Source organism: Paenibacillus sp. FSL R5-0475, from assembly GCF_038004585.1.
Lineage (GTDB): Bacteria > Bacillota > Bacilli > Paenibacillales > Paenibacillaceae > Paenibacillus_AQ.
Genome location: NZ_JBBORK010000001.1, coordinates 4,563,344 through 4,585,724, shown reverse-complemented (window position 1 = coordinate 4,585,724; position 22,381 = coordinate 4,563,344). Strand labels below are relative to the sequence as shown.

Genomic DNA, 22,381 nt, shown 5'->3' with positions numbered 1-22,381 from the left:
ATATTCTGCGGAAAAGGGAGGAGGAGTACGGTTGCATGTTATTTCTGATCTGATCTCAACATTGTTTGAATGGATTCAGAGTCTTGGTTATTTTGGGATTATGATCGGACTTATGATTGAAGTTATTCCGAGTGAAATTGTACTGGCTTTCGGTGGCTTTTTAGTATGGAGTGGAGATATTAATTTTTTTGGCGCCGTATTATTCGGTACGATTGGCGGAGTCATTGCACAGATTTTTGTATATTGGATTGGCCGTTATGGTGGCAGACCTGTTTTGGAGAAATACGGGAAATATATTTTCATTCAAAAGAAGCATATTGACCATTCGGAAGAGTGGTTCAATAAATACGGGACTGGCGTAATCTTTACAGCTCGTTTTATTCCGGTTGTTCGTCATGCCATTTCCGTTCCAGCTGGGATATCGAAAATGCCTTTAGGTAAGTTCACTTTGTTGACTACGCTTGCTGTTATTCCATGGAGTGCTCTGTTTGTATATCTGGGTATGACCTTGGGGAATAAATGGGAAGATATTGACAAAGTAGCAGCTAAGTATACCAACGAAATTATACTTGTAGCGATCGCTCTGATCATCATTTACTTTGTGTTTAAATGGTACAAATCCAAGAAAAAGGGGACTACAAAATGAAGCAGAATGTAGCTCAAAAGTTTGGAAAAGGCCTAACACCGCGCCAATTCGTAGAAAGTATGACGAAGAATCAACAGGCTTTTGAATCCTGGTATGAGAAGTTTAATTGGGATGATGAGAGCGATAAGGAATATTTCGAAAGTCTGAACCATCGCGACGATTTGCGGGTACTTATCCTAGCAGCGGATTGGTGTGGAGACGTAGTACGCAATGTTCCTGCTGTATTCCGTATTCTGGAGACGGCGGGAATGAAGACAGAGGTATTTATTTTGGAAGAGAATCCGGAGCTTATGGATGATTTCTTGACCATGGGTGGCAGATCTGTCCCAGTCGTGATTTTTGCAGACACTGGAGGATATGTGCTCGGACATTGGGGTCCTAGACCAGAGCATGTGCAGCGTATAATGAGAGAGTTCAAACGTGAGAATCCTGATCGTGAGGCCGCTGATTACGACAGCAAAATCGCAGAAGCACGTAAGGCTATGGGGCAAGCCTATGGGGAAGGAACGGAATATCAGGCAGTTATCGCAAAAGAACTGCGTAGTCTGATTTCCGGATTCTAAACTGATGCTAAATATACGTTCATTTAATCTGGGTCCGCTTCAAACGAATGCCTACTTACTGACAGGTGCGGATCCTGCGAAGGGTATCATCATAGATCCTGGTATGAATCCTGCTGCATTAGTGCGGAGTATCGAAGGAATGGAAATCGAAGCTATTTTGTTAACACATGCACATTTTGATCATATGGGCGGTGTAGACGAAATTCGTAAAGCTAAGAAATGCCCTGTTTATTTACATCCACTTGAAAGTGAATGGCTAAGCAGCCCCAAGCTGAACGGTTCACTAATGTGGTCGGAGGTGTCACCTCCTCTAGCTACAGATCCTGCGGAATATGATCTGGCAGAAGGGCAAGTTCTGCAGTTCATTGGACACACCTTCCGTGTGTACCATACACCTGGTCACTCTCCAGGCAGTGTAAGCTTCCTTTGTGGAAATGATCTATTCTCCGGAGATGTACTCTTTAAAATGGGAGTTGGGCGCACAGATTTGCCTGGTGGTAGGGAACGGGATCTGTTCGATTCTATTCGTGGCAAGCTATACAAAATGGATGATGAAGTGAAGGTTTATCCAGGACATGGTCCACGGACAACCATTGGATTTGAAAAGATTCGCAACCCTTATGTTCCTCAATAGACGTTGGTTCTAGTAGAACCGACAAAAACCGAGGAAGTTTTAATAGACAAAAGACTACAAAAGGACTAGAATGAGGTTAATTAAATGTAACATTAACCTCGCGAAGCACGCAGACTGCGGAATTAATCCCGGTTTGCGTTCTTTTTTTTGTCTTCATATAGGCTTAAAAGCATGGAGGGAAGTAGAATGGAGAAGAATATATACTACCCGCTGGACTACGGTTGGTATGACTCCAAGGAGAAATTGAACCATTTTTGCAGCAGTAATTGCCGATTTTTTTCGGAATGTTCAGGAAAGGGTGGCTTTTGTTCATCCATAGAACGTAGAGACATACAATTTGAAAATAAGGAACTTCGTAATGGCTTGCTTCAGGAGACCTGTGGGGTTTACGGGGGAGTACCAGTGGTTTCAGGAGGCGAGCTCAGAAGAACGCCTCTTTTTTGGCATTTTCCGGCAAGGAAAGGGATAATTCAGCCCTGGCGGCGTAAGTTGTGGGATCTCAAAAAATAATTATGGAGTGGAATGAACGATTCATAATACATATTCGTACTACAAATAGAAACGAAATCTTGAATGGAGGGGCAGATGAGCGATCAGTCGCTGGAGAGAATCAGACGGGCACAGCAGGGAGATACTTCAGCACTGTCTTCACTGCTGCGGGAACACTATACTTTTTTATTCAAATATTTAATCAAGGTGACCATGGACCCGTTGCTGGCAGAGGATCTTGTACAGGACACCATGGTCAGATGTATGGAGAAGATCAACACCTATAACGGAACTTCTTCCTTTTCCTCTTGGTTAATCACAATTGCTACCAGAATATTTATTGATCGAAAGCGGCGCTGGAAGCGTGAAGCGGAATGGAAACAGCGGGAGCAACAGGAACAGGGGATCCGTTCGATTCGTTGGCGATTTGAGAGCAGGGGGGAAGAGTGGGGTGAAGTGCTGGATTCCCTCTCCAAATTACCTTCTGCGCAAAGAGTGGCTGTGCTACTGAAGCATTACTATGGCTATAGTTATGACGAAATTGGCGAAATCCTGCGAGTTCCTTCAGGTACAGTCAAGTCGCGTGTATCCCTTGGACTTAACCAACTACGAAAGGAGCTGAATGAGGATGGAGAAGGATAAAGATAAGGAGCCTGAGTTGTATTTGCATAAGCTTTCAGATGAGCTTGACCGGTTAGATGCACAATATAATGACATCACACCACCTTCATTACAGGAACTGGAGAGGTTAATGGTTGATGCCTCTGTGCATAGAAAGAGCATGGAACGTAAAGAGCTGCTGTTATTCTGGGGCATATCGTTGATCCTGATCAGCGTATTTCTATCCATTCTCGGTTCTGCACCGATGATCTATTGGATTATTCAAGCGCTTATTCCTATTGCGGGACTTAGTGCTCTAGGAATAGCGAGGATCAGGAGGAACAGAGAAGGTGCGCAAGAATGAATGAGCTGCAGGATGTACCTCTATGGTTATGGTTTTGCATAGCGATAGCATTATTGCTGCAAGGGACATTGCTGTTCCGGGACGCAAGACGACGCGGAAGAAAAGCTTGGTTCTGGGGACTGTGGGCTATTACTACAGTTCCGTCACCCGCATTAGTCTACTTACTTGTTGTCATTCTTCCTGACCGACGTAGAAGGAAGAAGCAGTTGTAAAGCTTTAGTAAGAAGCTCGTTCCTTTCATCCTATTACAAGGAGTGGTACTTCATGGAAGAGGTAAAATGGGGTTTAATCATGCCGTTAATCATTCTGCAGGCTTTGCTTGCTATTATTGGACTGATATCTCTGGCCAAAGCGGATAACGTTCGTGGTCCAAAATGGATGTGGATTATTATCATTATTTGCGGAAATATATTAGGCAGCGTAGCTTATTTCACAATAGGAAGGAAAGATGTCTGATGTCACTCCTTCAAGTTACGAATTTGCGCAAAAGCTATGGGGCGCATGTTTCCGTAAATGATATAAGCTTTGAAATTGAGAAAGGACGGTGCGTCGCTTTACTTGGGCCTAACGGTGCTGGGAAAACGACCACACTTCGTATGCTGGCAGGGCTGTTAGAACCCACCTCCGGAATGATTTCATTTGAGGGGAGCCGTCCGGGAGCAGGATATCGCAGGGGATTAGGATATGTGCCACAGTCTCCAGCTTTTTATGGGTGGATGACTGGATATGAATATGTTATTTTCGCTGCAAAGCTTAGTGGAATGGGAACTAAAGACGCTACCAGCAGGGCATTGGAATCGCTTGAGCGAGTAGGGCTTAAAGGTGATGCTCGTCGCCGGATTGGTGGATACTCTGGCGGGATGAAGCAGCGGCTGGGTCTGGCTCAGGCGCTTGTGCATCGGCCTCGTCTACTATTGCTTGATGAGCCTTTATCTGCACTTGATCCAATTGGTCGCAGAGAAGTAATGGGACTGATGCGGGAAATACGTGAAGAGACAACTGTAGTTTTTTCTACACATGTGCTGCATGATGCAGAAGAAATTTGTGATGATATTATTTTAATGAATCAGGGCTTGATTGCTGAGAAGGGGTCTTTATCACAGCTTCGTTCACAATACAGCCTTCCTGTTATTCGTGTACGTACGGAGAAGCAAGAAAAAGCTATTCAGTGGCTGGAGTCTCTTGCTGCCAAACCGTTTGTACTAGAGACTCAGTTGTTCGGAGATCAGGCCATTTTTAATGTGAACGATGTAGACATGGCTCGTTGGACGATTCTGCAAGAAGCGGCGCAGCTCGAAATTCCATTGCTGCAATTTGAAGCGGGTTCTTCCACGTTAGAGGATTTATTTATGAAGGTGGTGGGAGTATGAGAAGCGCCTGGGTCCTTTATCGCAAAGAAATGCTCGAAATGACTCGCAGTTATAAGTTAATCTGGATACCTGTCGTTTTTATCATATTAGGCATTATGCAGCCGTTAACTACTTATTATTTGCCGGAAATATTAAAAGCTTCAGGTGATGTTCCCCCAGGACTGCTAGAGGGGTATGAAATACCGAGTGCCGCAGCTGTGATGGCGCAATCTCTGGGACAGTACGGAACGATCGGAATGTTAGTATTGGCGCTTGGCGCGATGAATGTTTTAGCTGGTGAGCGCTATAGCGGAACTATGGAATTAATTCTGGTAAGGCCGGTTTCTCCGGCCGCAATAGTGTTCGCTAAATGGGCAGCGCAACTGACCCTGTTGATCGTTGCTCTTGGATTGGGTGCAGCGGGCGCGGCTTACTACACGGAGCAGTTGATTGGTTCACTATCTTGGGGCGATGTTATCGCAGCTTCTGGAGTATATAGTTTATGGTTATTATGTGCTGTCTCGGCTACGTTGTTGTTTAGTGCCTTTTTAAAACCTCCAGTAGCCGCATTTTTAGCACTGGCGTTAATGGCTGGCTCGTCATTAGGCTTAAGCTTATTGCCTACATGGTTTGACTGGACACCCGCAGGACTTTCCGGGCTGTCAGCAGGAATTCTTACAGCTGGAGAGGGCTTTAGAGCAGGTCCATATCTTTCTGCCGGTGTATTGATCATAATTTGCCTTGTTGGGGCTTCGCTTTTGACAAGGAAGAATAACTTTCCCGACTGATTATTATCCTGTGCTGTATCGAATATAGTATATTTAAAAATATAAGAAAGTATAAGTTTCACACTATACATTTTCCTTCTATTTCTCGCATAAACGCATATCGTCCTTAGGGGACGCCGAGGCGTTATTGCTTGGTAGAATTCTCAGGATCGTCCGGCCTGCCGCTAGACAGTTCTATCTTTTTTTAGTAGACTGTTGAAATAAGCAAAATCATGATAGATTTTGGGGTCAGGAGGTAGGGCGATGCTGCGTTTAGGAGAAAAGATTGTCATTGTTGCGGACGCTTTTGAGCAGAGTCTTCCTATCGGGGAATACGGCTACCTAATTGCTTACGACCGCAATCCCGATAATGCGTTTGACTATGTTATACGTGTACCGGAAGCCAACAGGAACTTTTATGTTCCTGCTGAAGACATTGAGGCGGAAGAACATTTATTAGTAGCTGAGGCTGAAAGAGCAACGCATGAAGCGTTAATTGATTATGCTTTGTCCACGTACAATGAGAAGCTGTTCCATCATTTGATGAACGGTGAAGATATGGATACAGAAGAGACGGAAACAACGTCAACCGAAAGCATGTCCCAAGCAGATTTCATCAAACAAGTGAATCTTAGAGCTTGGATTTAAGGAAGGCCGGCGAAAGCCGGCTTTTTTGTTATAACCCCATCATTGAATTGTCCAAGCTTCTACAATATAATTAAAAACGTTATCCGGGCGCTTTAGCCCTTTAAACAGGAGGGATTTATCTTATGAGCATTACCGTTAAAGATGTGCAGCATGTGGCCAAGCTGGCTCGTCTGCAATTGAGCCCGGAAGAAGAGGCAACCTTTACAGAACAAATGAATGCTATTTTACAATATGCTGAGAAGTTGAATGAGCTAGATACGGAGAATGTGAAGCCGACCACGCATGTACTGCAGGTCAGTAATGTGATGCGTGATGATGTTGTGAAGGAAAGCCTAACGCAAGAGGAAGCACTTCTTAACGCGCCGGATGATGAAGACGGACATTTCAAGGTTCCAGCTGTTTTGGAATAACTACATAATTAGAAAGGGGGAAGAATCTTGAGCCTGTTTCAAAATCGATTGCCTGAAGTACATCGCATGTTAACTGCTAAAGAAGTATCGGTCAGTGAACTGACTGAAGAATCGCTGGCGATTATCGCTGAGCGGGATAAGAAAGTAAATGCATTTTTGACCTTGAACGAGGAGGGCGCTCGTAGCACCGCACGCGCTTTGGACGACAAACTGGCATCTGGAGCAGCACGTGGATTGCTGTTTGGTCTTCCTGCCGGAATTAAGGATAATATTGTAACTAAGGGACTACGCACGACCTGTGCCAGCCAATTTTTGAAAGATTTCCAGCCGATTTATAACGCTACTGTGGCTTCTAAACTGCAGCAGGCAGATGCCGTAACGATCGGTAAATTGAATATGGATGAATTCGCAATGGGTGGATCTAATGAGAATTCAAGCTTTGGTCCTGTACGCAATCCTTGGGATTTAGAGCGTGTGCCCGGCGGTTCCAGTGGCGGATCTGCTGCAGCAGTAGCTGCAGGCGAAGTGTTCTTCTCACTAGGTTCGGATACTGGGGGTTCCATCCGCCAGCCTGCTTCCTATTGTGGTGTTGTAGGTCTCAAACCTACTTATGGTCTTGTATCACGTTATGGACTGGTAGCCTTTGCTTCCTCACTCGATCAGATTGGACCATTAACACGTAATGTAGAGGATTCTGCATATGTGCTTCAAGCGATTGCTGGTTATGATGCCCAGGACTCTACTTCAGCTAAAGTAGAAATTCCTGATTATTTGAGTTCTCTGACTGGTGATGTTTCCGGACTTCGCATTGCTGTACCTAAGGAATACTTGGGAGCAGGTGTCGATGCTTCTGTGCGTGAGACAGTCTTGTCCGCACTTAAGGTGCTGGAAGGAATGGGTGCTGTCTGGGAGGAAGTTTCGTTACCACATACGGAATACGCAGTAGCAGCTTATTATTTGCTGTCCTCTTCGGAAGCTTCATCTAACCTCGCGCGTTTTGACGGTGTGCGTTATGGTGCACGTGTAGATGAAGGCGGAGGATTGCTTGATCTATATCTTAATTCCCGCAGTCGCGGCTTTGGCCCTGAGGTCAAACGTCGTATTATGCTAGGGACTTATGCGCTTAGCTCCGGGTATTACGATGCTTATTATTTAAAAGCACAAAAAGTGCGTACTTTGATTAAACAGGACTTTGATGACATCTTTAAAAAATATGATGTGGTCATCGGGCCTACAGCGCCTACGACAGCATTCAAATTAGGTTCACAGACGGAGGATCCGCTGACCATGTATCTGAACGATATTCTCACGATTCCTGTGAGCTTGGCAGGTATTCCTGCTGTTAGTGTTCCTTGTGGCTTTGCGGAAGGTATGCCAGTAGGTTTGCAAATTATCGGTAAAGAATTTGACGAGAGTACGATTCTGCGTGTTGCTCACGCTTTTGAACAAAATACTGATCATCACAAGCAGCGTCCACAGCTGTAGTAAAGGAGGGAATGGGATTACTTATGTCTAAATACGAAACGGTCATCGGCTTAGAGGTTCACGTAGAGCTTCATACCAACTCCAAAATCTTTTGCGGATGCTCCACTGAATTTGGAGCCCCGCCTAACACGCATACCTGCCCTGTCTGCCTGGGTCACCCCGGCGTATTGCCAGTTCTTAACAAACAAGCGGTAGATTACGCTATGAAAGCAGCGATGGCGCTAAATTGTACCATTGGTGATGTTAGTAAATTCGACCGCAAGAACTATTTTTACCCGGATTCACCGAAAGCTTATCAGATTTCGCAGTTCGATCAACCTATTGGTTTGAACGGCTGGATCGACATTGAAGTGAATGGAGAAACGAAACGGATTGGTATTACTCGTCTTCATTTGGAAGAGGATGCGGGTAAGCTTACGCACGTAGATGGCGGTTTTGCGTCGCTCGTCGATTTCAACCGGGTGGGAACACCGCTTATCGAAATCGTATCTGAGCCAGACTTGCGCTCGCCAGAGGAAGCTCGTGCTTATCTGGAGAAAATCCGTGCCATTATGCAATACTGCGACGTATCCGATGTCAAGATGGAAGAGGGATCGATGCGCTGTGACGCGAACATCAGTCTACGTCCAGAAGGACAAGAGGAATTCGGTATTAGAGCAGAGCTTAAGAACATGAACTCCTTCCGCGGTGTGCTGCGTGGACTGGAGTATGAACAATATCGTCAGGCTGAGATCCTGGATGATGGTGGAGTAGTTGTACAAGAGACTCGCCGCTGGGATGAAGCCCAAGGGAAAACTTTATCTATGCGTGGAAAAGAAGAAGCGCACGATTATCGTTATTTCCCAGATCCAGATCTGATCGTGCTGCATATTGACGATGCCTGGAAAGAATCCATTCGTTCGACGATCCCGGAACTACCGGATGCAAGACAAGCTCGCTACAGTGAAGAACTGGGTCTTACAGCTTATGATGCTGGCGTGATTACTTCCTCTAAACCGCTAGCGGACTTTTTTGAAGGATGCCTTACTTATACGCAGGATGCCAAGGCTGTAGCTAACTGGATCATGGGTGATCTGCTTGCTTATTTGAATAGTAATAACCTGGAATTATCTCAGGTCAAAATTACGCCGCAAGGGCTCGGGGAAATGATCGGCCTCATTGCAGGTGGAACCATCAGCAGCAAGATCGCTAAAACGGTATTTAAAGAAATGCTAGAGAGCGGTAAATTGCCTGCTGCAATCGTTGAGGAAAAAGGTCTGGTACAAATCAGCGATGAAGGTGCCATTAAAGGAATTGTGGAAGCTGTCGTAGCTGCCAATCCACAATCAGTGGAAGATTATAAAGCAGGTAAACAGAAAGCCATCGGTTTCCTCGTAGGACAAGTTATGAAAGAAAGTAAAGGTAAGGCAAATCCAGGTCTTGCGAATAAACTTCTGATCGAGGTATTGAGCAATTAAAACGATTATCGTCTTTAGTAGTCGATAACGTCGTTTATACTTGGGGTAATATACTTATGTAATAAGCTAAGGGCTTGTCGGCAACGGCATGCCCTTAGCGGCATATAAGGGGACTAGTAGGGATGAATACAATTATTAAGCTAAACCTCCAGGATGATAGTACCGTTAATGAACTATGGAGCCTCCAGCATAAGGCCTACCGGCTAGAAGCGGAGTTAATAGGGTTTCGTGAGATCCCACCGCTTATGGAGACGAGAGAGATGCTCAGCCGCTCTAAAGAGGATTTTTACGGCTGCTTTGATGAAGATGAAGAACTGATGGGTGCTATTGCTATAGAAGAAGAATCCCCGGGCAAACTCACGATTACGCGGATGATGGTGGGACCGGACTTTTTCCGCAGAGGTATTGCAAGCTGTCTCTTGGAATATGTATTTGAACATTTTTCAGGGATGGAGCAATACATCGTATCTACGGGGAAGCTAAACCTGCCTGCCGTTTCTTTGTACAGCAAGCATGGTTTTGTACCTATGGGATCGCAGGAAGTTGCTCCCGGTGTGGAATTGATTGATTTTTATCGGAGTGGTTCACTTTGAAGAAGCATATACACAGACCCATGTTTACGAAAGGAGGAGCCGAGATATGACAAATGATTCTGCAATACTCTCAGCGCAGGAAGAGCAGCGGGGTTCAGCCGATCTTGAGACTACGGAGAGTGAGATTCAGAAGAAGATAATCCCTCCACGTCCAAAACGGCGCCGCCGCAAACGCAAATTTATCGCTGGACTATTGGCAGCTCTCATCCCAGGAACTGGGCATTTATACTTTGGGCTTCTCCGCAAAGGAATTACCTTTATCTTCTTGATACTATTGGATATCTCAGCTTTAATTTATTTCTCATCCATTGGAATGCAGATTAATGTTCCGTTGCTTATTTTACTTGCACTGATTATTCCGGCGATATATTTCTATAATGTGTATGATGTACTGCAATCAGCGGACAAGATTCTCCGTTACCCTGAAGATCAAGAGCTTGATGATCCTGTGGCAAAAATAACTACACCTCCTAAGCGTCGTAGTATCGTCAGTGAACCTGGCGTATCCTTTGGATTTCTACTTCTTTTAGGGGGAGCGCTTCTCATTCTGTTTCGCCAAAAGCCAGCATGGCTGCAATTTTTTATTGAGCATTACTCCGAAGTGGCCGTGTCTGCAGTTTTATTATGTGGTGGTATATATGTAGGAGCGAGAGAAATTGTCAGAGGAATCGTTTCGCGCAAGAAAAATGAGTCTCATAACCGGCGTGTAGGAAGATATACGGCATCGGTCTTGCTTATTGCTATTGCTATCCCGTTGTTTCTGGATTGGAGAGACGGGTCGGATTATATGCTTTTACTCTTGAAGTGGTGGCCGGTCATCCCAGTGTTATGGGGGATTGAGTTCCTGTTCATGTATTTCTTCTCTGGTCGTTCAGGCTCTGTACAAAAGGGAACAAGAATCAGATTGGATTTACGCGGCCTTTTATCTGCTATATTGCTTGCTGCGAGTGTGTTTATCGTTGCCGAACAAGAACATTACTTATATCTGTGGAAAAATGTGAGTCTCAACCTTACAGCAGCTGCAGTCGACTATGGCGAGGCGAAGGGAAGTAAATTTCAGAAGGCTCCGCTTATTGTTCCAGTGAAGCTAAATACAGCCAAAATATCCGTTGATGGTATTAATGGAGATATTTTATTGCACCGGGCTCCCGTAGATAATATTCAAATTACTACTACAGTTTGGGTAGATCAATTGGAAGGTCCGATGGCTGAGGCCATTTCGGAACAGTCCTTTGTGGATGTTGTTGAAGGACCAACTATAAAAATCACTTCAAACAGCAAGGCGTACGGAGAATCAGGTAAGCGTCAGCCGCGAATGGATTTGGACATTTCTTTGCCGGAAGACCGCCGTTTTAACCTAGATGTTCGCACTATGAATGGTGGGATCACCCTGCAGAACATAGAAGCGATCGAAGATATTTCGCTGGAAACGGGAAATGGAGAACTTATTCTTCATCGTATCTTTGGTAATGTGAAAGGGAAAACACTGAATGGAGCTGTGCGTGCGAGATCCGTCCAGGGCAGCGTTGATTTATCAACGAGCGGTGGCAATATGAATGCTTGGAATGTCACAGGAGCCTTGAAATTATCAACGGCAGTTGGCAATATCGGTGCAACCGGGAATGAAGCCGAGATCGATATTTCTAGCAAAAATGGTAATTTAGAGATTGATGGAGCCAGATCGAAGCTGCATGCAGAATCCTTGAATGGCATCATTGATGTTCGTTCACATGAAATTGGAGGAGACTGGGACATTTATAGTGCAGTTGGCGATATTCAATTGTATTTGCCGCAGTTAGGGAACTATAAGTTGAATGGCTCAAGTGGATATGGCGATATTATTTCAGATTTACCTACCTTAACCATTGATAAGAAGAAGATATCTGGTGAAGTGGGCACAGGTGAGTTCAAGATTCAGGTTGAGGGAAACAGCAACTTAAATGTGAGAGGTTATTGAAAAAAGTAATTTTTCTTATATAATAATGAATATAATGTATCGACTTCGTTGACAAGATTGAAAACCCAGTCTTACAATTATAAGAAATATTTCTTTTATTTTTAAATTTAAAAGGCGGTGACAGTCATGGGGAGTGGCGTACAACATGCATTGGAACAATTAAAAACAACAGGTGTCCGTATAACGCCCCAGCGTCATGCGATTCTTACGTATTTGATGGAAGCAATGAATCATCCTACAGCTGACGATATATATCGGGCATTAGAGCCTGAATTTCCGAGCATGAGCGTGGCAACCGTATATAATAATCTCAAGATGTTTATGGAAGCTGGCATGGTTCGTGAGTTGACCTATGGGGATAGCTCCAGCCGTTTTGATGCCAATGTGTCTGATCATTATCATGTTATATGTCAGAAATGCGGTAAGATTGAGGATTTCAGTTATCCTTCACTTAGGGATGTAGAGCTGCATGCTGAGCAAGCTACAGGCTTTAAGATTACAGGATTGCGTATGGAGCTGCATGGATTTTGCAAAAGTTGTAGAGAGAAGCAGCATTAAGACTAGAATAGAACGGTATCAAGGCGATCTACCAAGTTATCACTAAACGTGCGAAATCCGAAAGCGGAGGACTCACGTTTTTATTTTTTTACAAATATAAGAACGACAACGTCATTTCTTCTTGAATATAACAATTTGTAGGATAAATGACTATTTTCTACTGGTTATACGAAACCAAGTGGATGTTATAATCGTAATGTTAGACTCTATTAAAAATCATATTATTATCTGGAGGATATATTTTGGACAGAAGACTGGGACAGAGGCGCGTCAAAAAGCGCGGAGGTTTTTTTAGGCGGTTATTTGGACTTTTAATCATTGTAGCAGCAGCATATTGGGTAGTGTTTTATGTATTGCCAAATCGTCAGCACATAGATGTAGATTGGAAAGCTCAAGCGCATCCCATCTTTGTAAAAGGAGAGCATACAGGTTATTCTGCCTCGGGGACTGGGGATAGCATGCTATTACCATTACCATTGTTGCAAGAGTATGTGGATCCTTCCATTCGTTATGAAGAGAAGACGAAATCGGTCATCCTATCAACGGATAGTGAGCTCCTTTACATGCAGGAGGATAAAACCGATGCTAGTCTGAACAACCGTCCGCTGCAACTGCGGCTAGCGCCTGAAGTAAAGGAGAAAGTGACCTACCTTCCTGCGGATGTATTAGAAGATCTATATGGGTTTGAAATACAGGAGGATACGAATACTGGAGCAATACTACTAATGACGGCAGGAGAATCTGTCTCGTTAGGAAAAGTTAAAGGTGAAAAAGGGGACAAGTCAGTAGCTCTACGAAATGAGGCATCCATCCACGCACCTATAGTTGCGGATATGTCTCCTGGAGCAGTCGTGAATATTTGGAATGAAGAAAATAAGGACTGGCTGTTTATACAATTAAGCAGCGGGTATGCAGGTTATGCCAAGGCAAGTGACATTGTTCGGGATGGTCAAAAGACAGTGGAACCGAAAAAATCCACGCCAACACGCGCTGAACGTAACTGGAAAGGGAAGTCAGTGAATTTGTATTGGGAGGCTGTTTACCAACGCAAACCTAACCCAGAAACCTTCGGTGAGCTACCAGGCGTTAACGTGGCTAGCCCAACCTGGTTTAGTATTATAGATGGTGATGGCAATGTGCGCAGTCAGGCCGACAGTGCGTATGTGCAGTGGGCGCATGGGCACGGGTTAGAGGTATGGGGGTTGCTTAGCAATAGCTTCGATCCAGACATGACTACTGAGGCATTGTCCAGCTATGAGAAACGGATGAATGCAATCGTACAGATCTTAGAATATTCGGATTTATACAATTTGGATGGAATTAATATCGATTTTGAGAATGTGTATACGAAAGACGGAGAGAATGTCACTCAATTTATGAGAGAGCTAAAACCGATGGCTCAGGCTAAGAATCTAATCGTCTCCATAGACGTGACACCTAAATCCAATAGCGAGATGTGGTCAGCATTCCTTGATCGTAAGGCTCTTGGGACATTAGTCGATTATCTAATCGTGATGGCTTATGATGAACATTGGGCAGCTAGCCCTATCGCGGGCTCTGTTGCCTCCTTACCTTGGGTAGAGAATTCAATAAGCCGGATCATAGAGGAAGACAATGTGCCGCCTGAGAAGGTGATTTTGGGGATCCCATTGTACACCCGCATCTGGACTGAGGCTCAAGTAGATGGCAAGACAAAGGTAAGCTCCAAATCCGTAAGTATGAATGCCGTTGAAAAAATTATCAAAGAGAAGAAGCTAACTCCTACATTTGATAAGGCTGCTGGGCAGAATTACGTAGAGTACAAGGAAGATGGCGCTCTTAAGAAAATATGGATAGAAGATAAGGTGAGCTTAAAATCAAGAGTTGAGCTTGCTAAGTCCATGGGGCTTGGAGGCATCGGATCATGGAATCGCAGTTTTAGCAATCCATCAGCATGGGAAGCATTACAAGAGATTCATAAGTAATCATAATTTCATTTATAACAAACAAAGAGGCCCCCATATCGGGGGCCTCTTTGTTGTATTAGCAAATATTTGAGTGCATTTTAACTAGTTAGTAATGAGCCTCTGTAAGGGGTGTTTAGTGGTTTAGTTGCTGATGCTCAAGCTGATCTGCAGTAATAGTAGCCTCAGCCCGATCCATAGTAAGAATGGTGTGGCAGAACATACAGCGGTCTGTTTTACCGAGCATCTTGGTCAGCTTGTGACACTCAGGGCACTCTAGCTGAACTGCACTCGTTGAGAGCATGCCAGCCCAGAAATAGATCGCAAGACTTGCCATCATGGAAATTAAACCGATTACAAGTCCGATTCCAGCGAATACTTTCCCAGTCGATCCCCAGAATACGATGCCTGCTGTACCCAAAACCATAAGTCCCATTCCGAGCATTGTGAGCAGTAATCCCCATGTGCGAAAAGCGTTGATCTTAGCCGTTTTAAACTTCATGAGTGTTTGCTCCTAACTAAATATAGTTGGGTTGTCCAAGAAGGAACTGTCTTTCATATGTAGAATAATAATTATAACTGAATTATAACTGACTGGACGCAAATTCGCCAAATTTAATGGAGGGAAGCATGGAATTATCCAATGTAACTTTGTTGAGTGGAGAAACGTTTGAAGAAAATGTTTTAGGAGCTGTCGCTTTGCGGCAGAAAGGGAGTACTCCTTTTCAAAGCGCGCTACTTCACGATTTTGATATGGTTGTGTTAGTTTTACATGAGGAACAGGATTTAGAACATATTGTTCGCCACACCATTGCCGGTGACACACGGACCCAGTCAGTCCATATTGGCCTTTCCGCTTTGGAGCGGGCTGTCATGGCGGGAGATAATAACGAGCTCCTTACTAGTTTGATGATTGGGGAAGTGATCTGGGATCCCAAAGGAATACTAGGGGATATGCGCCGGGAGATTTTACAATTTGAAGGGCCTCTTAAGGAACGAGTTGAGTTCATGGAGTTTGCACGATTCTTGCATTTGTATGTGAAATCTAAACGGTATATAGAAGCTGGCTACATTATGGATGCATATAACTGTGTGTTGATGGCTCTATATCATTGGGCAAGAATAGAAGTGAGTGAATCTGGTTCATTTCCAGAGCCGGCTGTTTGGGAGCAGGTTAAAAGTATGAACACTTCTGTCCATAAACTATATGAGGAACTAACCATCAGCACGGAGACCTTAGAGCAAAGAGTAGAGCTTGTTCTTCTAGCATGTGAATTTGGGATCATGTCCAAAATGACGGATTGTTGTGCATTGCTTTTCAATATTCTGAATAGCCGTAAGGAAGCGTGGAGTATAAAAGAATTACTACAGCATTCTGGCCTGTGTCAATTAGAGGCTGAGTTGCCCCTAGTTTTACGAAAGCTTGTTTCTCGTTCGCTAATCCGTGAGATTACTTTATGGGCTGACGGTCATGGGGGAGAGGGTCATGCGATCCGATATACCTTATAGAGAAGAAATTAGATGCAGGATTTGCCGGTAATCTATAGATAAAATAAGTTGGGATAGGGAGAGGCTGAGCACTCTCTTTTTTGTTTGCCCGCTATTATGATGCGCTCATATTTATTCTAATAAATTTATGGTTGACTCTTTCCTAGTTCATGTGTTAAATTATAACTCGTCCCTCTGACACAGAGATGTGCTTTCGAAAACATTCGAAAGACAACCGAAAAAAGAAATTAAAAAAAAGGTTGACTAAAACGAGGACGCTGTGATATATTATAAAGGTCGCTGCTGAACAACACAACGACGAAATAAACAGCTTGATCTTTGAAAACTGAACAACGAGTGAGTGGGAAATCACGAAAGTGAAATCCAAAATTAGAGAATTAATTTTCTCGTCAGATGTTTCAAAATGAGCATATCGCTCTTTTCAATACTAATTGGAGAGTTTGATCCTGGCTCAGGACGAACGCTGGCGGCGTGCCTAATACATGCAAGTCGAGCGGAGTTATTTTGAAAGCTTGCTTTCAAGATAACTTAGCGGCGGACGGGTGAGTAACACGTAGGCAACCTGCCCCTTAGACTGGGATAACTACCGGAAACGGTAGCTAATACCGGATAATTTCTTTTTTCTCCTGAAGAAAGAATGAAAGACGGAGCAATCTGTCACTGAGGGATGGGCCTGCGGCGCATTAGCTAGTTGGTGGGGTAACGGCCCACCAAGGCGACGATGCGTAGCCGACCTGAGAGGGTGAACGGCCACACTGGGACTGAGACACGGCCCAGACTCCTACGGGAGGCAGCAGTAGGGAATCTTCCGCAATGGACGAAAGTCTGACGGAGCAACGCCGCGTGAGTGATGAAGGTTTTCGGATCGTAAAGCTCTGTTGCCAGGGAAGAACGTCCGGTAGAGTAACTGCTATCGGAGTGACGGTACCTGAGAAGAAAGCCCCGGCTAACTACGTGCCAGCAGCCGCGGTAATACGTAGGGGGCAAGCGTTGTCCGGAATTATTGGGCGTAAAGCGCGCGCAGGCGGTCATTTAAGTCTGGTGTTTAAACCTTGGGCTCAACCTGAGGTCGCACTGGAAACTGGGTGACTTGAGTACAGAAGAGGAAAGTGGAATTCCACGTGTAGCGGTGAAATGCGTAGATATGTGGAGGAACACCAGTGGCGAAGGCGACTTTCTGGGCTGTAACTGACGCTGAGGCGCGAAAGCGTGGGGAGCAAACAGGATTAGATACCCTGGTAGTCCACGCCGTAAACGATGAGTGCTAGGTGTTAGGGGTTTCGATACCCTTGGTGCCGAAGTTAACACAGTAAGCACTCCGCCTGGGGAGTACGGTCGCAAGACTGAAACTCAAAGGAATTGACGGGGACCCGCACAAGCAGTGGAGTATGTGGTTTAATTCGAAGCAACGCGAAGAACCTTACCAGGTCTTGACATCCCTCTGAATCCACTAGAGATAGTGGCGGCCTTCGGGACAGAGGAGACAGGTGGTGCATGGTTGTCGTCAGCTCGTGTCGTGAGATGTTGGGTTAAGTCCCGCAACGAGCGCAACCCTTAACTTTAGTTGCCAGCAGGTTAAGCTGGGCACTCTAGAGTGACTGCCGGTGACAAACCGGAGGAAGGTGGGGATGACGTCAAATCATCATGCCCCTTATGACCTGGGCTACACACGTACTACAATGGCCGGTACAACGGGAAGCGAAACCGCGAGGTGAAGCCAATCCCATCAAAGCCGGTCTCAGTTCGGATTGCAGGCTGCAACTCGCCTGCATGAAGTCGGAATTGCTAGTAATCGCGGATCAGCATGCCGCGGTGAATACGTTCCCGGGTCTTGTACACACCGCCCGTCACACCACGAGAGTTTACAACACCCGAAGTCGGTGGGGTAACCCGCAAGGGAGCCAGCCGCCGAAGGTGGGGTAGATGATTGGGGTGAAGTCGTAACAAGGTAGCCGTATCGGAAGGTGCGGCTGGATCACCTCCTTTCTATGGAGAATCGTCTTCTGCAATGAAGACATTCAAATCGGAAGTTAAACTTCCACAACTCACTCGTTGCTCAGTTTTGAGAGTTTAAGCTCTCAGTAAGACTTGATCCTTGAAAACTGGATACCGAAACGAATTTGCGTTTTAGAACATCTTTTAGCAACTTGTGCAAACAAGTAAATGTTATTAGTGAGATGATTCCAAAGAGAGTGTCATTGTATGATATTTTCCTGTGGAAAAATCGAGGTTAAGCTAATAAGAGCACACGGAGGATGCCTAGGCGCCAGGAGCCGACGAAGGACGTGGCGAACAACGAAACTGCCTCGGGGAGCTGTAAGCAAGCTTTGATCCGGGGGTGTCCGAATGGGGAAACCCAGCTGTGGTAATTCGCAGTTACTCATCTCTGAACACATAGGAGATGTAGAGGCAGACCAGGGGAACTGAAACATCTAAGTACCCTGAGGAAGAGAAAACAATAGTGATTCCGTCAGTAGCGGCGAGCGAACGCGGAACAGCCTAAACCTAAGAGCTTGCTCTTAGGGGTTGTGGGACGTCTCACATGGAGTTACAAAGGAATATGGTAGGTGAAGAGGTCTGGAAAGGCCCGCGATAGAGGTAAAAGCCCTGTAGCCTAAACTGTGTTCTCTCCGAGACGGATCCCGAGTAGTGCGGGGCACGTGAAACCCCGTATGAATCCAGCAGGACCATCTGCTAAGGCTAAATACTACCTGGCGACCGATAGTGAAACAGTACCGTGAGGGAAAGGTGAAAAGCACCCCGGAAGGGGAGTGAAATAGAACCTGAAACCGTGTGCTTACAAAAAGTCAGAGCCCTATTAATGGGTGATGGCGTGCCTTTTGTAGAATGAACCGGCGAGTTACGTTTAACATGCAAGGTTAAGTCGAGAAGACGGAGCCGCAGCGAAAGCGAGTCTGAATAGGGCGATTGAGTATGTGGACGTAGACCCGAAACCGTGTGATCTACCCCTGTCCAGGGTGAAGGTGCGGTAACACGCACTGGAGGCCCGAACCCACGCATGTTGAAAAATGCGGGGATGAGGTGGGGGTAGCGGAGAAATTCCAATCGAACTCGGAGATAGCTGGTTCTCCCCGAAATAGCTTTAGGGCTAGCCTCGGTATAAGAGTAGTGGAGGTAGAGCACTGATTGGGTGCGGGGTCCGCAAGGATTACCAAGCTCAGTCAAACTCCGAATGCCATATACTTATTGCCGGGAGTCAGACAGTGAGTGCTAAGATCCATTGTCAAAAGGGAAACAGCCCAGACCATCAGCTAAGGTCCCCAAGTGTGTGTTAAGTGGGAAAGGATGTGGAGTTGCACAGACAACCAGGATGTTGGCTTAGAAGCAGCCACCATTGAAAGAGTGCGTAATAGCTCACTGGTCGAGTGACTCTGCGCCGAAAATGTAACGGGGCTAAACACACCACCGAAGCTATGGCTAGATACGTATGTATCTGGGGTAGGGGAGCGTTGTATGTGGGTTGAAGGTGTACCGTAAGGAGCGCTGGACAGCATACAAGTGAGAATGCCGGTATGAGTAACGAAAAGATCAGTGAGAATCTGATCCGCCGAAAGCCCAAGGTTTCCTGAGGAAGGCTCGTCCGCTCAGGGTAAGTCGGGACCTAAGGCGAGGCCGAAAGGCGTAGTCGAAGGACAACAGTTTGAAATTACTGTACCACCGTAATCCGCTATGAGCGATGGGGTGACGCAGGAGGGTAGTGACGCGGACTGATGGATATGTCCGTCTAAGCAGTGAGGCTGATGTGTAGGCAAATCCGCACATCGTTAAGGCTGGGCTGTGATGGGGAGCGAAAATTACAGTAGCGAAGGTCATGATCTCACACTGCCAAGAAAAGCCTCTAGCCAGGAGAAGGTGCCCGTACCGCAAACCGACACAGGTAGGCGAGAAGAGAATTCTAAGGCGCGCGGAAGAACTCTCGTTAAGGAACTCGGCAAAATGACCCCGTAACTTCGGGAGAAGGGGTGCCCCGGTAGTGTGAATAGCACGAGGGGGCCGCAGTGAAAAGGCCCAAGCGACTGTTTAGCAAAAACACAGGTCTGTGCGAAGCCGCAAGGCGAAGTATACGGGCTGACGCCTGCCCGGTGCTGGAAGGTTAAGGGGAGTGGTTAGGGGTAACCCGAAGCTATGAACCGAAGCCCCAGTAAACGGCGGCCGTAACTATAACGGTCCTAAGGTAGCGAAATTCCTTGTCAGGTAAATTCTGACCCGCACGAATGGCGTAACGACTTGGGCGCTGTCTCAACGAGAGATCCGGTGAAATTTTAATACCTGTGAAGATGCAGGTTACCCGCGACAAGACGGAAAGACCCCATGGAGCTTTACTGCAGCTTGATATTGAATTTGGGTACGATCTGTACAGGATAGGTGGGAGCCGTAGAAATCGGAGCGCAAGCTTCGGTGGAGGCGCCGTTGGGATACCACCCTGATCGTATCTAGGTTCTAACCTAGTACCCTAATCGGGTACGGGGACCGTGTCAGGCGGGCAGTTTGACTGGGGCGGTCGCCTCCTAAAGAGTAACGGAGGCGTTCCAAGGTTCCCTCAGAATGGTTGGAAATCATTCGAAGAGTGCAAAGGCATAAGGGAGCTTGACTGCGAGACCTACAAGTCGAGCAGGGACGAAAGTCGGACTTAGTGATCCGGTGGTACCGCATGGAAGGGCCATCGCTCAACGGATAAAAGCTACCCTGGGGATAACAGGCTTATCTCCCCCAAGAGTCCACATCGACGGGGAGGTTTGGCACCTCGATGTCGGCTCATCGCATCCTGGGGCTGAAGTAGGTCCCAAGGGTTGGGCTGTTCGCCCATTAAAGCGGTACGCGAGCTGGGTTCAGAACGTCGTGAGACAGTTCGGTCCCTATCTGTCGTGGGCGCAGGAAATTTGAGAGGAGCTGTCCTTAGTACGAGAGGACCGGGATGGACGTACCGCTGGTGCACCAGTTGTTTCGCCAGAAGCATGGCTGGGTAGCTACGTACGGACGGGATAAGCGCTGAAAGCATCTAAGCGTGAAGCCCCCCTCAAGATGAGATTTCCCAATTAGTAAGACCCCTTGAAGACGACGAGGTAGATAGGTTGGAGGTGGAAGTGCAGTAATGCATGGAGCTGACCAATACTAATCGGTCGAGGGCTTATCCTATACTTAGAACGCAAATTCAATTCGGATTCAGTTTTCAGGCGATTAAGCCTGGTATGAATATTCCCTGATAGCTCAGTTGGTAGAGCACTCGACTGTTAATCGAGTTGTCACAGGTTCGAGTCCTGTTCGGGGAGCCATATGGAGAGGTGTCCGAGTTTGGCCGAAGGAGCACGATTGGAAATCGTGTAGGCGCCACAAGCGTCTCGAGGGTTCGAATCCCTCTCTCTCCGCCACAAATTTTTACTTAGTATGGCCCGTTGGTCAAGGGGTTAAGACACCTCCCTTTCACGGAGGTAACATGGGTTCGAATCCCATACGGGTCACCAAATTTTCACTTGATTTTACATAGTGGACTTTGGTACAATAACAATTGTTGTTTACGGAGGCTTAGCTCAGCTGGGAGAGCATCTGCCTTACAAGCAGAGGGTCGGGGGTTCGATCCCCTCAGCCTCCACCATATTCATTTAAGAACGACGCGGGGTGGAGCAGCCCGGTAGCTCGTCGGGCTCATAACCCGAAGGCCGCAGGTTCAAATCCTGCCCCCGCAACCAATTTTCATCAAGTAATTATATCTTTTGGAACCGTGGTGTAGTTGGCCTAACATGCCTGCCTGTCACGCAGGAGATCGCGAGTTCGAATCTCGTCGGTTCCGCCATTTTCTTGGCTCGATAGCTCAGTCGGTAGAGCAGAGGACTGAAAATCCTCGTGTCGGCGGTTCGAATCCGTCTCGAGCCACCATATAGTATACAACTTAATATGCCGGTGTAGCTCAATTGGTAGAGCAACTGACTTGTAATCAGTAGGTTGGGGGTTCAAGTCCTCTCGCCGGCACCATCTTTGGGGGATTAGCGAAGTGGCCAAACGCATCAGACTGTAAATCTGCTCACGTACGTGTTCGGTGGTTCGAATCCATCATCCCCCACCATTTTTTTAGGGGCATAGTTTAAAGGTAGAACAACGGTCTCCAAAACCGTTGGTGTGGGTTCAATTCCTGCTGCCCCTGCCAATCTTTATCTAAAGTCTTTCTCTAAAGTTTAATATGGCGGTCGTGGCGAAGGGGTTAACGCACCGGTTTGTGGATCCGGCATTCGTGGGTTCAAGTCCCATCGGTCGCCCCATTTACTTTAAGAAGAACAGCAACAATATTAGTTTAATATGGCGATTGTGGCGAAGTGGTTAACGCACCGGATTGTGGTTCCGGCATTCGTGGGTTCGAGACCCATCAGTCGCCCCTTTTATTTTAAAATGTTAT

At 46.2% G+C, this 22,381-nt stretch carries 20 protein-coding genes, 12 tRNA genes and 2 rRNA genes; 33 read left to right on the top strand and 1 reads right to left on the bottom strand.

Going from position 1 to position 22,381, the window contains the following annotated elements; translation table 11 throughout:
• Nucleotides 1-31: 31 nt before the first annotated feature.
• The 18 genes from MKX41_RS20530 (at nucleotide 32) to MKX41_RS20445 (ending at nucleotide 14,484) form a co-directional block, all read left to right on the top strand.
• Nucleotides 32-646 (top strand): DedA family protein, encoded by a 615-nt coding sequence (locus tag MKX41_RS20530; protein ID WP_042191826.1) that lies wholly within the window; start codon nucleotides 32-34, stop codon nucleotides 644-646.
• On the top strand, nucleotides 643-1,209 hold the full coding sequence (locus MKX41_RS20525) for a thioredoxin family protein (protein ID WP_340972845.1): 567 nt from the start codon (nucleotides 643-645) through the stop codon (nucleotides 1,207-1,209). The genes MKX41_RS20530 and MKX41_RS20525 overlap by 4 nt, the downstream gene beginning before the upstream one ends.
• A 1-nt stretch (nucleotide 1,210) precedes the next feature.
• The gene (locus MKX41_RS20520; protein WP_060625706.1) at nucleotides 1,211-1,843 is read left to right on the top strand and encodes an MBL fold metallo-hydrolase; all 633 of its coding nucleotides are present in this window, start codon (nucleotides 1,211-1,213) and stop codon (nucleotides 1,841-1,843) included.
• 186 nt (nucleotides 1,844-2,029) lie between these two features.
• Complete coding sequence (locus tag MKX41_RS20515) at nucleotides 2,030-2,353, top strand: hypothetical protein (protein ID WP_340972844.1); 324 nt, start codon at nucleotides 2,030-2,032, stop codon at nucleotides 2,351-2,353.
• A 75-nt stretch (nucleotides 2,354-2,428) separates the two neighbouring features.
• Complete coding sequence (gene sigY, locus MKX41_RS20510; protein WP_339267204.1) at nucleotides 2,429-2,974, top strand: RNA polymerase sigma factor SigY; 546 nt, start codon at nucleotides 2,429-2,431, stop codon at nucleotides 2,972-2,974.
• Complete coding sequence (locus MKX41_RS20505; protein WP_339267202.1) at nucleotides 2,961-3,296, top strand: YxlC family protein; 336 nt, start codon at nucleotides 2,961-2,963, stop codon at nucleotides 3,294-3,296. The genes sigY and MKX41_RS20505 overlap by 14 nt, the downstream gene beginning before the upstream one ends.
• Complete coding sequence (locus tag MKX41_RS20500; RefSeq protein ID WP_339267200.1) at nucleotides 3,293-3,508, top strand: hypothetical protein; 216 nt, start codon at nucleotides 3,293-3,295, stop codon at nucleotides 3,506-3,508. The genes MKX41_RS20505 and MKX41_RS20500 overlap by 4 nt, the downstream gene beginning before the upstream one ends.
• 52 nt (nucleotides 3,509-3,560) lie before the next feature.
• Nucleotides 3,561-3,752, top strand: a complete 192-nt coding sequence (locus MKX41_RS20495) for a PLDc N-terminal domain-containing protein (RefSeq protein ID WP_036680175.1) — start codon at nucleotides 3,561-3,563, stop codon at nucleotides 3,750-3,752.
• Nucleotides 3,752-4,666, top strand: coding sequence for an ABC transporter ATP-binding protein (locus MKX41_RS20490; RefSeq protein WP_340972843.1), 915 nt, complete (start codon nucleotides 3,752-3,754; stop codon nucleotides 4,664-4,666). The genes MKX41_RS20495 and MKX41_RS20490 overlap by 1 nt, the downstream gene beginning before the upstream one ends.
• Nucleotides 4,663-5,433, top strand: coding sequence for an ABC transporter permease subunit (locus MKX41_RS20485; protein ID WP_340972841.1), 771 nt, complete (start codon nucleotides 4,663-4,665; stop codon nucleotides 5,431-5,433). Before MKX41_RS20490 ends, MKX41_RS20485 begins: the two co-directional genes overlap by 4 nt.
• A 243-nt stretch (nucleotides 5,434-5,676) precedes the next feature.
• On the top strand, nucleotides 5,677-6,060 hold the full coding sequence (locus MKX41_RS20480) for a hypothetical protein (protein ID WP_042131017.1): 384 nt from the start codon (nucleotides 5,677-5,679) through the stop codon (nucleotides 6,058-6,060).
• 122 nt (nucleotides 6,061-6,182) lie between these two features.
• A complete protein-coding gene (gatC, locus tag MKX41_RS20475; protein WP_042131015.1) occupies nucleotides 6,183-6,470 on the top strand; it encodes an Asp-tRNA(Asn)/Glu-tRNA(Gln) amidotransferase subunit GatC in 288 nt (95 codons plus the stop codon).
• Nucleotides 6,471-6,497: 27 nt separating this feature from the next.
• On the top strand, nucleotides 6,498-7,955 hold the full coding sequence (gatA, locus tag MKX41_RS20470; RefSeq protein ID WP_042191806.1) for an Asp-tRNA(Asn)/Glu-tRNA(Gln) amidotransferase subunit GatA: 1,458 nt from the start codon (nucleotides 6,498-6,500) through the stop codon (nucleotides 7,953-7,955).
• Nucleotides 7,956-7,966: 11 nt separating this feature from the next.
• Complete coding sequence (gene gatB / locus MKX41_RS20465) at nucleotides 7,967-9,412, top strand: Asp-tRNA(Asn)/Glu-tRNA(Gln) amidotransferase subunit GatB (protein WP_076300655.1); 1,446 nt, start codon at nucleotides 7,967-7,969, stop codon at nucleotides 9,410-9,412.
• Nucleotides 9,413-9,534: 122 nt separating this feature from the next.
• On the top strand, nucleotides 9,535-10,005 hold the full coding sequence (locus tag MKX41_RS20460; protein WP_339243492.1) for a GNAT family N-acetyltransferase: 471 nt from the start codon (nucleotides 9,535-9,537) through the stop codon (nucleotides 10,003-10,005).
• Nucleotides 10,006-10,051: 46 nt separating this feature from the next.
• Nucleotides 10,052-11,962, top strand: a complete 1,911-nt coding sequence (locus MKX41_RS20455; RefSeq protein WP_340972835.1) for a DUF4097 family beta strand repeat-containing protein — start codon at nucleotides 10,052-10,054, stop codon at nucleotides 11,960-11,962.
• A 126-nt stretch (nucleotides 11,963-12,088) separates the two neighbouring features.
• Nucleotides 12,089-12,520 (top strand): Fur family transcriptional regulator, encoded by a 432-nt coding sequence (locus tag MKX41_RS20450; RefSeq protein ID WP_340972834.1) that lies wholly within the window; start codon nucleotides 12,089-12,091, stop codon nucleotides 12,518-12,520.
• Nucleotides 12,521-12,762: 242 nt separating this feature from the next.
• Nucleotides 12,763-14,484: a glycosyl hydrolase family 18 protein gene (locus tag MKX41_RS20445; protein ID WP_340972832.1), complete on the top strand. Its 1,722-nt coding sequence runs from the start codon at nucleotides 12,763-12,765 to the stop codon at nucleotides 14,482-14,484.
• Between the two features lie 115 nt (nucleotides 14,485-14,599).
• Here the strand turns inward: MKX41_RS20445 and MKX41_RS20440 are convergent, their stop codons facing one another.
• Entirely contained in the window at nucleotides 14,600-14,965 is a 366-nt protein-coding gene (locus MKX41_RS20440; protein ID WP_076285462.1) for a DUF2614 family zinc ribbon-containing protein, read from the bottom strand.
• 128 nt (nucleotides 14,966-15,093) lie between these two features.
• Between MKX41_RS20440 and MKX41_RS20435 the strand changes: the two genes are divergently transcribed.
• The 15 genes from MKX41_RS20435 (at nucleotide 15,094) to MKX41_RS20365 (ending at nucleotide 22,360) form a co-directional block, all read left to right on the top strand.
• Entirely contained in the window at nucleotides 15,094-15,972 is an 879-nt protein-coding gene (locus tag MKX41_RS20435) for a nucleotidyltransferase-like protein (RefSeq protein ID WP_042191792.1), read from the top strand.
• A gap of 428 nt (nucleotides 15,973-16,400) precedes the next feature.
• Nucleotides 16,401-17,958, top strand: a 16S ribosomal RNA gene (locus MKX41_RS20430).
• 242 nt (nucleotides 17,959-18,200) lie between these two features.
• A 23S ribosomal RNA gene (locus tag MKX41_RS20425) occupies nucleotides 18,201-21,129 on the top strand.
• The 16S and 23S rRNA genes sit together here with 12 tRNA genes alongside, the layout of an rRNA operon.
• Before the next feature lie 61 nt (nucleotides 21,130-21,190).
• Nucleotides 21,191-21,266: transfer RNA gene (locus MKX41_RS20420), tRNA-Asn, on the top strand.
• 3 nt (nucleotides 21,267-21,269) lie between these two features.
• Nucleotides 21,270-21,362 (top strand) — tRNA-Ser (locus tag MKX41_RS20415).
• 18 nt (nucleotides 21,363-21,380) lie between these two features.
• A tRNA-Glu gene (locus tag MKX41_RS20410) sits at nucleotides 21,381-21,455 on the top strand.
• A gap of 55 nt (nucleotides 21,456-21,510) precedes the next feature.
• Nucleotides 21,511-21,586: transfer RNA gene (locus tag MKX41_RS20405), tRNA-Val, on the top strand.
• A gap of 17 nt (nucleotides 21,587-21,603) precedes the next feature.
• Nucleotides 21,604-21,680: transfer RNA gene (locus MKX41_RS20400), tRNA-Met, on the top strand.
• A 26-nt stretch (nucleotides 21,681-21,706) separates the two neighbouring features.
• Nucleotides 21,707-21,784, top strand: a tRNA-Asp gene (locus tag MKX41_RS20395).
• Nucleotides 21,785-21,791: 7 nt separating this feature from the next.
• Nucleotides 21,792-21,867, top strand: a tRNA-Phe gene (locus MKX41_RS20390).
• Nucleotides 21,868-21,887: 20 nt separating this feature from the next.
• Nucleotides 21,888-21,963, top strand: a tRNA-Thr gene (locus tag MKX41_RS20385).
• Nucleotides 21,964-21,968: 5 nt separating this feature from the next.
• A tRNA-Tyr gene (locus tag MKX41_RS20380) sits at nucleotides 21,969-22,054 on the top strand.
• 7 nt (nucleotides 22,055-22,061) lie between these two features.
• Nucleotides 22,062-22,135, top strand: a tRNA-Trp gene (locus MKX41_RS20375).
• Between the two features lie 36 nt (nucleotides 22,136-22,171).
• Nucleotides 22,172-22,247, top strand: a tRNA-His gene (locus MKX41_RS20370).
• Nucleotides 22,248-22,287: 40 nt separating this feature from the next.
• Nucleotides 22,288-22,360 (top strand) — tRNA-His (locus MKX41_RS20365).
• Nucleotides 22,361-22,381 lie beyond the last annotated feature (21 nt).